The sequence below is a fragment of the Microcoleus sp. B4-D4 genome (assembly GCF_036705185.1).
Lineage (GTDB): Bacteria > Cyanobacteriota > Cyanobacteriia > Cyanobacteriales > Microcoleaceae > Microcoleus.
The window spans coordinates 21,723-34,345 of the sequence record NZ_JAUBTX010000036.1 but is presented as its reverse complement, the minus strand read 5'-3'; the positions used below and the strand labels follow the sequence as shown (position 1 = coordinate 34,345).

At 47.0% G+C, this 12,623-nt stretch carries 6 protein-coding genes; 5 read left to right on the top strand and 1 reads right to left on the bottom strand.

Annotated elements, in window-relative coordinates:
- Positions 1-104 precede the first annotated feature (104 nt).
- The 4 genes from QUB13_RS22365 to QUB13_RS22350 all read left to right on the top strand — a co-directional run bounded on the left by QUB13_RS22365 (position 105) and on the right by QUB13_RS22350 (position 9,919).
- Positions 105-614, top strand: coding sequence for a hypothetical protein (locus tag QUB13_RS22365; RefSeq protein WP_333384929.1), 510 nt, complete (start codon positions 105-107; stop codon positions 612-614).
- A 270-nt stretch (positions 615-884) separates the two neighbouring features.
- On the top strand, positions 885-2,864 hold the full coding sequence (locus QUB13_RS22360; RefSeq protein ID WP_333384926.1) for an ABC transporter ATP-binding protein: 1,980 nt from the start codon (positions 885-887) through the stop codon (positions 2,862-2,864).
- A gap of 353 nt (positions 2,865-3,217) precedes the next feature.
- Complete coding sequence (locus QUB13_RS22355) at positions 3,218-8,530, top strand: PAS domain S-box protein (protein ID WP_333384923.1); 5,313 nt, start codon at positions 3,218-3,220, stop codon at positions 8,528-8,530.
- Positions 8,531-8,602: 72 nt separating this feature from the next.
- The gene (locus QUB13_RS22350) at positions 8,603-9,919 is read left to right on the top strand and encodes a cytochrome P450 (RefSeq protein ID WP_333384920.1); all 1,317 of its coding nucleotides are present in this window, start codon (positions 8,603-8,605) and stop codon (positions 9,917-9,919) included.
- 94 nt (positions 9,920-10,013) lie between these two features.
- Here the strand turns inward: QUB13_RS22350 and QUB13_RS22345 are convergent, their stop codons facing one another.
- The gene (locus QUB13_RS22345) at positions 10,014-10,622 is read right to left on the bottom strand and encodes a chorismate lyase (protein WP_333384917.1); all 609 of its coding nucleotides are present in this window, start codon (positions 10,620-10,622) and stop codon (positions 10,014-10,016) included.
- A gap of 379 nt (positions 10,623-11,001) precedes the next feature.
- On the opposite strand from QUB13_RS22345, the gene QUB13_RS22340 reads away from it, so the two are divergent.
- Complete coding sequence (locus tag QUB13_RS22340) at positions 11,002-12,621, top strand: NAD(P)/FAD-dependent oxidoreductase (protein ID WP_333384914.1); 1,620 nt, start codon at positions 11,002-11,004, stop codon at positions 12,619-12,621.
- Positions 12,622-12,623 lie beyond the last annotated feature (2 nt).

The window sequence follows — 12,623 nt, the reverse complement described above, 5'->3', positions numbered from 1 at the left end:
GCTTGAAAGGCTATATATCTATCTCTAAAAGAAATTAAAGCTAAACAATTTACGCTTTAACCGCTAGAGTGTACAAAAGAATAACCAATTTTTAGATCGGTCTCATGTCTAATTCAAAAATGATTGGCAAAGCGATCGCAAGTGGCATTTGCTTCGGCATCCTCGCCAGCTTCAACGCTTCACCGGGCCCGGCATCCGCAGCAGAACCAAAAATTGCCGAAGCAGCCGCCCCGGCCGCTAGCAACATCGACCAGCAACTCCTAGGTCAATGGCAAGGTACAGTCCCATCCGGTCAGTCTTTCACCTTCGTCTTCGCCCCAGAAGGCAAATTGTTTCTCATGGCTAAAGGCCCCGACGGAGCAGCCCGCGCCAAAGAAATGAGATACAAAGTGAATCTCGGTGAAAAACCAATGCACCTGGATGTTGGCCTCAGCAGCACAGAAACCGTTGAAACTATTTTTGAGTTGACTCCCGAAGGTCAAATGCGCCTTCAGTTGCAAGGCACCAATCCCGGACAGGCGAGACCTAATTCCTTAAACGAGCAAGCAACCGTGTTTAAAAAGGTCTCCGAGGCCACTGCACTGCCTGCTGACACTCAAGTCATAGGTTTTTGAGAAAATTCCTCTCTGTCAGAAGGCACTTAAGTAGTTCCGACTTGTCAGTTTTGAGTTCGATCGCAGTTTTTCATTCTATGAAATATAGTAGGGACACAGCAGTGCCGTGTCCCTCCTACCCAAGCATCTATATTTCACTCATCAGCGCGAAAATCGCCATTAGTTAAAAAATTTCTAATTTAAAAATTCAGACTTTCCCCCTGCCTTCTGCCTTGAGCGACCCCTGCTACAATCCACTTAATCTGTATTTAACTTTTGCCGTAGATATCCATGAGTGAAACCGTCCTCGAAGTTCGCAACCTGCGGGTTGAATTTCCATCTGCCGCCTCCGCCGATGCGTCTGCAACAGTCAAAGCTGTTGACGGCGTTTCGTTTGAGGTCAAGCGAGGGCAAACTCTGGGCATCGTGGGAGAATCGGGGTCAGGAAAATCGGTAACATCCCTGGCCGTGATGAATTTGCTGTCTAGTTCGTCAACGAAGATAGAAGGCGAAATTTGGTTTTCTCCCACCAAAGACGGCGCTAGCCACGGGCCCGTGAATCTGTTGGCCATGCCGGACAGGGAAAAACAAACCTACCGGGGCAGCCAGATTGCGACGATTTTTCAAGAGCCGATGAGTTCGCTAAATCCTGTTTACACGATCGGATTTCAACTCACAGAAGCCATTTGTCTGCACCAAAAGGTGTCGCAGACAGAAGCGCGGCGCAAAGCTGCTTCTCTACTGCAAGAGGTGAAGCTGCTACCAGGAGACGAGGAACTCCGGCAGCGCTGTTTGGAACAGCAAGAAGCTGGTCGGGAGGCCGATCGCGATTTGATGCAGCTCATCAACGGCCAAAAACAAGCTATGCTCGATCGCTACCCCCACGAACTCTCCGGCGGTCAAATCCAGCGCGTGATGATTGCAATGGCCATTTCCTGCAATCCGACATTATTAATTGCTGACGAACCTACCACGGCTTTAGACGTAACCGTCCAAGCCACAATCTTAGCTTTGCTGCGCGAGTTGCGGGACTCTAGAGGCATGGCAATGATTTTTATTACCCACGATTTGAGCGTCATTGCTGAAATTGCCGATACGGTGGCGGTGATGTACCGAGGCAAGATTGTTGAGTGCGCTGCGATCGAACAAATTTTCAGCAATCCCCAACATCCTTACACAAAAGGTCTGTTAGCTTGCCGCCCAACTCTCGATCGGCAAAGGCGCCGCTTACCGACGGTTTCCGATTTTATGGATGTCAGCACAAATGCCAACGGCGAATTAGTAATTGTCGAGAAAAATATCGATTTAGACGGCGACAGTAGCGGCGGACTTTCCGCTTTTGCCACCGGAAAACCGCCCAGACTGCCGAATATTTCCCAGCCTTTGTTAGCTGTTAATAATTTGCGAGTCGGTTTTCCCGTGCAGGGAATGTTTGGCGAAACTAAACGTTTATTTATGGCAGTCAACGATATTTCTTTTGAGGTTTATCCTGGGGAAACTTTGGGTTTGGTGGGCGAATCCGGCTGCGGAAAATCAACTTTAGCAAGAGCTTTATTGCAATTAATTCCGATCGCCAGCGGTAAAGTATTTTTTGAAGGTCAAGAAATTACTCCTCCTGCGAAAAGTAGTGCGAGAGGGCAGTGGATCGCTAATTATCAAAGGCAAAAAGAGTACGATCGCAAATTGCGGTGGCTGCGGCGCGATTTGCAAATTATTTTTCAAGACCCTTTTAGTTCTCTCGATCCGCGCCTGAGTGTTGGGGCGGCGGTGATGGAACCGATGGTGATTCACCGCTTTGGCAAGAACCAGAAAGAACAGCGCGATCGCGCGGCTTATTTGTTGGATAGAGTGGGTTTGAATCCCGATATTATGCGGCGCTACCCCCACGAGTTTTCGGGCGGGCAGCGGCAGCGAATTTGTATTGCTAGAGCTTTGGCTTTGAATCCAAAGTTTATTATTTGCGATGAGTCGGTTTCTGCCTTAGATGTGTCGGTACAGGCGCAAGTTTTAAATTTGCTCAAGGAGTTGCAAACAGAGTTTGGACTGACTTATATTTTTATTTCTCACGATTTGAGCGTGGTTAAGTTTATGAGCGATCGGGCGATCGTCATGAACAAAGGTAAAATCGAGGAAATGGGCACAGCCGAGCGCATTTACCGCCAACCGCAACAAGCTTACACCAAGCAACTTATAGCTGCTATTCCGGCGGGCAATTTGGAACGCATTCGCCAACAGCAATTAGGCCGCGAAGCAGCAGACAAGAGTGCCTAAATCTTCGATCGCGAGGCTGACTGCAGATTAAGACGCATTTACTGTAGATAATTAATTTGTGTGTCGGGACTAGCTAGATTAGGCCAAATGTCCAATGACTGACAGCAATGTTTAGTGCATTATAAGAAATAAACCCTCTAAGCCTGTTGAAAAAACAATTATAAAATAGGTGCGTTAGCTATTAACAATAACTGCTAATTCCGTAAATATACTTAATTCGCTTGTGGCAATGCTGAGATTTAGGTAGGACTTACAATACTAAAATTCGCAAATTTAAAATATTTTACAATATTTAGATATTTTTATTTTAAGTTTTTAACAGCCAATATTCCTCTTGATTTTGGAGTGAAAAAATGACAGATTCAGTTCATATCAAAAAAATAAATAATAAATTGTTGCACTTTCTGCAAATGCGGTTGAGAGAAATCACGGCTGCACAAGTCAACAGAAAACAAAAAACCAAATCCAGAATGCTGTATAAAAAAAACATCAGCTTAGGGACGATCGCCCGCAGCAGCCAATTCTCAGTTTTGATAGTCGTACTGCTGGTACTAAACGGGTGGCTGGTAGCAAGCGGTGCCTGTGGTTTGTACGATCGCCCGATCGCCCTGGCATTTTTGGTAATAGCAAATATTGTTCTGCTGGCCGCAGCGGGATGGAACGACTCTGCTGCTAAGAAAAACGATCGCCAATCGGGCAAAACTGACGAGGGCGATCGCTTTTTTAGTCTCTCGCCAGATATGTTGTGCGTCATTGGTTTTGACGGTTATTTCAAACGCATCAACCCAGCAGCAGAAAAAATCCTCGGCTATTCCCCAGCCGAAATGGTTGGCAAACTCTTCATTGAATTCGTGCATCCAGACGATCGCCAAGCTACTATCAAAGAAGCTGAAAGCATTGCTGCGGGCAACAGTAGCGTTGGATTTGAAAATCGCTGGCTGTGTCAAAATGGGTCTTACAAGTGGATAGCCTGGACTGTTAGCCCTGTATGCGAAGAAGAATTGATGTATGGTGTCGGTCGCGACGTTACCGATCGCAAACAAGCCCAAGAGTCTCTCCAACACAGCAATTCTATCTTGCGTTCCGTGATAGAAAGCACGCCGGATCTGATTTTTGTCAAGGATCTTGAAGGCCGGTACGCGATCGCAAATTCTGCAGTAGCTCAATTTTCTGGAAAACCGATCGAGGCCATTATAGGCAAAGACGATTCAGCATTATTTCCGGGTGAAATACCCGCTCAAGTTATCGAAGGAGACCGCAGAGTGACTGCTACGGGAGAATGTTTTACTTATGAAGAAGACATACCACAAAACGGAGTTGTGCGAACGTTTCTAACAGCGAAATACCCTTGGCGCGATTCTCAGGAAAATATTGTCGGCGTAGTTGCCATATGTCGCGACATCAGCGATCGCAAAGAAATAGAAGCAGCGCTACTAGAGAGAAACATCCTCTTTGAAAGCATAATCGAAAGTACAGGCGACAGCATTTTTGTCAAAGATACTCAGGGCCACCACCTATTGGTCAATTCTAAGGCTGCGGCCATTATTGGTGTCCCAAAGTCAGAAATTATTGGCAAAAAAGATGCAGAATTATTTCCGCCGGATATTGCAGATATGCTTGTGGAAAATGACCGCCGGATCTGGCAAGCTGGGATTGAGGAAGCGATCGAGGAAACAATAAAAGATAGTGAGGGTAACATCCTGACATTTTTTACTACCAAAAGTCCTTTGCGCGATCGGGCTGGAAACATCACCGGTGTAGTCGGAGTTTCTCGCAATATTAGCGATCGCAAACAAGCAGAACAAGCCCTGCAAGAAAGCGAGGAACGCTACCGCTGCTTAATTGAAGCCACATCCCAAATTGTTTGGGATACTACAGCCGCCGGCGAAGTTATCGGCGAACAAACAGGATTGAGTGCATTCACAGGAGCGACTTACCACGAACTTAAAGGCTGGGGGTGGCTCAATCACGTCCATCCAGACGACAGAGAATATACTGCCAGGATGTGGTCTGATGCAGTTGCCAACTGCATCTTATTCGCAATAGAACACCGCTTGCTGCGGCACGACGGCGAGTACAGGTACATGAGCGTGCGCGCTGTGCCCCTATTGAACGCAGACGGCAGCGTTCGCCTGTGGGTGGGAATACACTCGGATATTACAGAGAGCAAAATCACAGAACAAGAAATACAGCAGCAAAAAGAATTTTTGGGCAGCATTTACGACGGCGTAGACTACAGCATTTTCGTAATAGATATCGGTGCAGATGGAGAGTTTCGCTACGCCGGCTGGAACCCAGCATCCGACTTACTCAGTGGCATCAGCAGCGAATTCGGGCGTGGCAAAACTCCCCAAGAGCTTTTCGATCCATTTACAGCAGCAATGTTCCGGCAGAATTTGATCGACTGTTTGGAAAGAGGCAGCTCGCTTTCCCGCGAATATCCCGTTAGTTTTGACGCTAGAGAAATGTGGTCGATCGTAACTCTGACTCCGCTGCGGGACGGATCGGGCAAAATTTATCGCGTTGTCGGCAGTTGCAGCGACATTACAGAACGCAAAAAAGCCGAAATCCAATTGCGCGAACAAGAAGAATTTTTAAACAGCATCTATAACGGCTCTAATCAACCTATTTTCGTAATAGATGTCGGCGCAGAAAGAGAGTTTAGCTACGCTGGCTGGAATGCTGCTGCAGAAGCGTCTACAGGTATTTTGAGTGCTGATTTCAAAGGCAAAACCCCAGAAGAAATTTTTCCCCCGCCAATAGCAGCAATTTTTCGACAAAGTTACGTAGATTGTTTGACAGCCGGCAGCTCGATTGCTTACGAAACCAGCACCGAGTTAGAAGGCGCAGAACGCTGGTATATCGTCACTCTGACACCGCTGCGGGATGCCTCTGGCAGCATCTACCGCATAATTGGTAATTCGATCGACATTACGGATCGAAAACTTGCAGAAGCAGCGCTGCAAGCCAGCCAGCATTTTGTTGAGCGAATTGCCAATACCAGTCCGAATATTCTCTATGTTTACGACGAAACTGAGCAGCGAAATGTCTACAGCAACCGCAAAATCACTGACATCCTCGGCTATACGGCCGAAGAAGTTGAACAAATGGGCAGCAGTCTGTTATCTACCATTATCCACCCTGATGATTTAGCTAAATATCCCGAATATTTGCAGCAATTAGAAAATGCTCCCGACGGCGAGGTTGTTGAGTACGAATATCGGCTGCGCGATCGACAGAATTGTTGGCACTGGTTAGTCGGCCGGAATGTTGTATTTAGCAGAACAGAGGATGGAAAAATTCACCAGCGTCTCGGTGCTGCTACGGACATTACAGAGCGCAAAATAGCAGAACAAGCTTTAGCAGAACAATTGAAACTTTCTTTGTTCACAGCAGATGTGGGAATTGCTCTCACTCAAAACCAGACTTTGCCTGCAACTTTGCAATATTGCACCGATGCAGTTGTGCGCCATTTGGATGCTGCGTTTGCTCGGATTTGGACGCTGAATGAAGAGGGAAATGTCTTGGAATTGCAAGCAAGCGGGGGGATGTATACTCACATTGACGGCGCTCATAGCCGCATTGCTGTCGGCCAGTTCAAGATTGGTTTAATCGCCCGAGAGCGAAAACCTCACATCACTAATTCTGTGGAAACAGATCCCAGAGTCAGTGACAAAGAATGGGCGAAACGAGAAGGAATGGTAGCTTTTGCTGGATATCCCCTAATTGTTGACAATCAGTTGCTGGGAGTAATCGCGATGTTTGCTCGCCACGAGTTGCAGGAATCAATACTAATTGCTTTAGCATCAAGTGTTGATTCGATCGCCTTGGGAATCAAGCGCAAACAAACAGAAATGGCTCTCGCCGCCCAAAAGCAAACTATGAGGACAATTATTGATAACGCTCCGATCTGGGTGTGGATGGCAAATCCTAGCGGGCGGATGTTATTAGTTAACAAAACTTTCTGCGAAGATGTCGCTGTATCCGAAGATCAATTTTTGGCAGCTTCTCACTATTCCGAAGTTTTGGGATTAGAAGCATCTGCTAACTGCATGGCATCTGACGCGCAAGCGTGGAGCCAAGAGACTCCCTGTTATTCTGAAGAATTGCTCCAGTTGGCTGACGGCGAGTATCACCAGGTGGAGACAATTAAAACTCAAATCAAAGATGATTGTGGCAGGGCGATCGGGTTGATAGGTTTAGGTTTGGACGTTACAAAACAAAAAGAATCTCAAAGACAGTTGCAAGAGTCGGAAGCAAGATTTCGCAAATTAGCAGAGCAGGAAATATTGCTGAACCAACTAGCTAGCAATATCCGCAAATCGTTGGATTTAGATACTATTTTGGCAACAACTGTGCAGCAGATTCGCGATTTGCTGATGCTCGATAGCTGCCTGTTTATTTGGTATCATGCAGAGGCATCACCGCCAATTTGGGACGTGCAGTACGAAGCAAAAAATGCCAATCTTTATTCACTTTTAGGTGTATTTCCTGTTACTGCAACTGGTTCTCATGCGGAGCGAATTGCTAATTTGGAAATAATTCGGATCGATGATTTTGAGACTGTTACCGATCCAGTAGAGCGGGAGTTTTTCAGTTATATAGGATACCACTCTCTGCTGAACATTCCGGTTCAAACATCGGCTGGTAAAATTGGGGTAATTTCCTGTAGCGCTTCTAGCGGAGTGCGGTGTTGGAGCGATGAGGAAGTGGAACTGTTAGTGGCGGTGGGCAATCAATTGGCGATCGCCATTAATCAAGCGGAACTCTACACTCAAAGCGTCGATTCAGCCCGGAGCGCGCAAGAACAAACTGCCCAACTCGAAACAACTCTGTGCGAACTCCAGCAAGCTCAAACTCAACTCGTCCAAGCCGAAAAAATGTCCAGTCTCGGTCAGATGGTAGCAGGAATTGCCCACGAAATTAATAACCCAGTCAGCTTTATTTTCGGCAATCTAACCTACACTGAAGAATACACCGGAAACCTAATAAAACTGCTGCAAATGTATCGAGACGAACACCCAGAACCTTCTCCAAATCTTCAGGAAGAAATAGAGCGGTTAGAACTGGATTTCTTGCTCGACGACTTGCCAAAAATGCTATCTTCGATGCAGGTAGGAGCAACTCGCATCCGGGATATTGTGCGGAGTTTGCGGAATTTCTCTCGTCTCGATGAAGCGGAGATGAAAGATGTTAATATTCACGAAGGCATCGACAGCACATTAATGATTTTAGAACACCGTCTGAAAGCTCAGCAAGACCGCGCAGCCATTCAAGTCATTAAAGAATATGGAGAATTGCCGCTGGTGGAATGCTACGCCGGACTGTTGAATCAGGTGTTTATGAATATTATCGCTAACGCGATCGATGCTTTACAATATCCGCCGGAAAATCCGGGAATTATCCGCATTCGTACAGAGGTAGAAGGTACTTGCGCTGTGATTGGAATTTCTGATAATGGTTCAGGTATCGCCGATCAAGTCAAGCAGCGGATATTCGACCCTTTTTATACTACAAAACCGATCGGTTCGGGTACAGGAATGGGTTTGGCAATTTCCCATTCAATTATTGTCGAAAAACACAAAGGTAAAATCAACTGTTTTTCGGCGAAGGGGAAAGGTACTGAATTTGCGATCGAGATTCCGATTAAAAGAATAGAAAATTAAATAGGTTTGTAGTGAGGACTTTAGTCCTCAGAGTTTGATATAATATTAAAAATCTAAAATTTAAAATCTAAAATGGCATTACCTCCAGGCAGTTTAGGTTTACCGCTAATTGGCGATACTCTCAACTTTTTGAAAGATTCTCAATTTGCCAAAAAACGCCACCAACAGTACGGGCCAATTTTCAAAACCAGCATCTTCGGACAACCTACCGTGTTTGTGTGCGGCCAGGAGGCGAATTTGTTTGTTTTAAGCCATGAAAACCAGTATTTTGTTGTGAGTTGGCCTCCTAGCACCAAAGCGCTGTTAGGGCCCCTTTCCTTGGCGCTGCAAACGGGTTCGGAACACCAAAATCGGCGCAAGCTGCTATATCAAGCATTTCAACCGCGAGCTCTGGCCGGCTACATCGGCGGGATGGAAGATATCACGGGGCGCTACTTGCAAAGGTGGACGCAAATGAGCGAGTTTGCTTGGTATCCCGAACTGAGAAATTATACTTTTGATGTTGCAAGCAAGCTGTTAGTTGGGATTGACAATGGTTCGGATACGGCGCTGGGACATTATTTTGAAACTTGGTGCGAGGGATTATTTTCTATTCCTTTAGATGTGCCTTGGACAAAGTTTGGGAAAGCGAAAAAATGCCGAGATTTGCTGTTAGCAGAACTAGAAAATATTATTCGAGACAGACAGCAAGCAGCCCCCGGCGGGAGTGATGCTTTGGGTTTGCTGATTTGTGCTCGCGATGATGAGGGGAATTCTCTGAGTTTGGAGGAGTTGAAAGATCAAGTGCTGCTGCTGTTGTTTGCGGGACACGAGACTCTGACTTCGGCGATCGCCTCTTTTTGTCTTCTCGTGGCTCAAAACCCCGATGTAATGGCAAAAATTCGCGCCGAACAACAGCAGTTTCCTGCAACTGAACCGCTAACTCTGGAACAGCTCAAACAAATGACTTATTTAGAGCAGGTGATGCGAGAAGTGCTGCGGTTGGTGCCGCCGGTGGGAGGCGGTTTTCGGCAGGTAATTAAGGCTTGCGAGTTCGGCGGCTACGAAATTCCCAAGGGTTGGAGCATTTTGTATGAAATTAATCAGACGCATCAGGATAGCGCAGTTTATCCCGAACCCGATCGCTTTGATCCCGATCGATTTACGGGCGATCGATCGACAAATGCGAAACCTTTTAGTTACGTGCCCTTTGGCGGCGGTTTGCGGGAATGTTTGGGAAAAGAGTTCGCCCGCTTGGAAATGAAATTGTTTGCGGCGAGGATGGTTCGGGAGTGCGAATGGGAGTTGTTACCGGATCAAGATTTGAATTTAATCCGAGTACCGACTCCGCACCCGCGCGACGGTTTGCGAGTGAAATTTCGGCAAACAACTATGAATCTGAAGGATTAAACCACAGAGGACGCAGAGAACGCAGAGGAAGAGAACAGAGAGATCGATAATTCCGATATTTGATCTAACAGGGTTCTCGAAGAGCGATCGCATTTTATGAATCAACATCCAAGTGCATCGGCCCCAAATACTTAGTTAAATAAGGTGAAAACACCTCATAAATCAGAGTCAGCGGCTTACCGTGATGCCAAAACAAATAGTGTCGCCCCCAAAAAGGCCCCGATTGTTCAAAAGCTGACTCTAAAATCGCCGAATCGCCGAGATAAATGCCTTGCACGTCGCGATACAATTCTGTCCGCAGCCGCGCTAAACTTGCCCAAATTGGCAAAGATTTATTTTGCAAATATTCGTCTACGTGACTCGCTTCCCACCAAGAAGTCGCGTAGGCGAGGCGCTGTCCCGAAGCTGTCCGCAGCCACACTTGGCGGCGCAGGCGCGGCCCGGGCACCGCGACAATTTGCTGGGGTGCGCCGTCTGCATCGTCACCCACCAAGGACATATCGATTACGTCTACTTCTGTGGGTTCCCCTGTCAGCAGTTGCAGGTGACGGGTGGGGGAACCGTCGCCTAGCAGCATTATTTGCCACGCCGGTGCTAGTTTGGTGTGGGGCAAACCCTTCTTTACTGCGTCTTCTGCTCCTTGCCACAGGGGGTTGAGAGCGTGCCAGGTGCGGCTGTTTTTGGGTGTGAATGTTGCAGTCAAGGGTCTTTACAAAACTTAATTTTTTGTTTATTATAACGCTTCTGCAATTATCCAATCAAAGTCAAAAGTCAAAAATCTACTGGCGATCGCCCATAGAATGTCGGGTTAAATAGTTATAATAAAATTCGCGATCGCACTCCGACTCTCATAACCGGGTTTTTTACGAAATCTGCTGGTTGCCACCCCTATTCTCGTAAAAAAACGCTTTTTAGCTACCCGTGCACAATTCCTAAATACTTTTATTCGACTGATTTTATTCGATTTTTCTATTGACTATTGACAACTAAGAGGGCCCGCACGGGGGCACCGCCCCTACCAACTAAGAGGGCCCGCACGCACCATCCACCGCCCCTACTGACAACTGACAACTGACAACTATATGTTACGAATAACCGAAATCAAACTTCCCTTAGATCATCCTGAAAGTGCGATCGCCAGCGCCATACTCAAAAAGCTGCAAATCCCCCCCGAAGAATTGCTCAGCTATACCATCTTCAAGCGCAGCTACGATGCTCGCAAAAAAGCAGAAATCGTCCTTGTCTATATTGTGGATGTGGAAACGACACAGGAAAAACAACATCTGCAACGCCTCAAAAAAGACCCTCATGTCACGGTAACACCAGACATGAATTATCGCTATGTAGCCGAAGCCCCCAGCAATTTGACCGTTCCCCGCCCCATTGTGATCGGTACGGGGCCCTGCGGTATCTTTGCAGGCCTGATGCTGGCACAAATGGGATTTCGCCCGATCCTTTTAGAACGCGGCAAAGCAGTGCGCGATCGCACAGTTGACACCTTTGGATTTTGGAAGAAAAAAACCGAATTCAACCCAGAATCTAACGCTCAGTTTGGCGAAGGCGGTGCGGGTACTTTTTCCGACGGCAAACTCTACAGCCAAGTTAAAGATACCCAGCATTACGGGCGCAAGGTGTTGACAGAACTTGTGAATGCGGGAGCTTCACCGGAAATTTTATATATTAATAAGCCGCATATTGGTACGTTTAAGCTCGTAGGAATTGTCCAAACTATGCGGGCAAAAATTGAATCATTAGGCGGAGAAATTCGTTTTCAAACTCGTGTTGAAGATATCCACATCGAAAATGGAAAAGTGCAGGGACTTACCCTCGCGAGTGGAGAATATATTGCTAGTAATTATATAGTTTTGGCGGTGGGACACAGCGCCCGCGATACTTTTGAAATGTTGTTTTCGCGCGGTGTTTACATCGAGGCTAAACCTTTTTCTATTGGTTTTCGGGTGGAACATCCGCAGCAGTTAATCGATCGCTGTCGTTTTGGCGATCGCGCGGCCCACAAACTTTTGGGTGCCGCCGATTACAAACTGGTGCACCATTGCCAAAATGGCCGTTCTGTTTACAGTTTCTGTATGTGTCCCGGTGGTTTGGTAGTGGCTGCTGCGTCGGAACCGGGGCGACTTGTCACTAACGGGATGAGTCAATATTCTCGCAACGAACGCAATGCTAACAGCGGGATTGTGGTGGGTATCACGCCGGAAGATTATCCCGGTCATCCTTTGGCGGGAATTGAATTTCAGCGTCGCCTAGAAGAACGGGCATTTGAGTTAGGAGGAGGTACTTACAACGCGCCGGGGCAGCTTGTAGGAGATTTTTTAGCGAATCGCCCTTCGACGGCGTTAGGAAGCGTACAGCCATCTTATACGCCGGGAGTTGTGATGACTGATTTGAGCGAAAGTTTGCCGGATTTTGCGATCGCAGCCATCCGCGAAGCACTTCCGGCTTTTGACAAACAGATCAAAGGATTTGCGATGGATGATGCGGTTTTAACTGGGGTGGAAACGCGCACTTCTTCGCCGATTCGGATTAAGCGCAGGGAAGATTATCAGAGTTTGAATACAGAAGGCCTTTATCCTGCTGGGGAAGGTGCAGGATATGCGGGTGGAATCCTGTCGGCGGGGATTGATGGGATTAAGGTGGCGGAGGCGGTTGCTTTGAGCATATTGCGAGAAAACCACAAAGTTTGAGG

Coding starts and splice junctions, on each gene's coding strand:
- QUB13_RS22365 (WP_333384929.1), top strand. CDS start 105: ATGTCTAATTCAAAAATGATTGGCAAAGCGATCGCAAGTGGCATTTGC.
- QUB13_RS22360 (WP_333384926.1), top strand. CDS start 885: ATGAGTGAAACCGTCCTCGAAGTTCGCAACCTGCGGGTTGAATTTCCA.
- QUB13_RS22355 (WP_333384923.1), top strand. CDS start 3,218: ATGACAGATTCAGTTCATATCAAAAAAATAAATAATAAATTGTTGCAC.
- QUB13_RS22350 (WP_333384920.1), top strand. CDS start 8,603: ATGGCATTACCTCCAGGCAGTTTAGGTTTACCGCTAATTGGCGATACT.
- QUB13_RS22340 (WP_333384914.1), top strand. CDS start 11,002: ATGTTACGAATAACCGAAATCAAACTTCCCTTAGATCATCCTGAAAGT.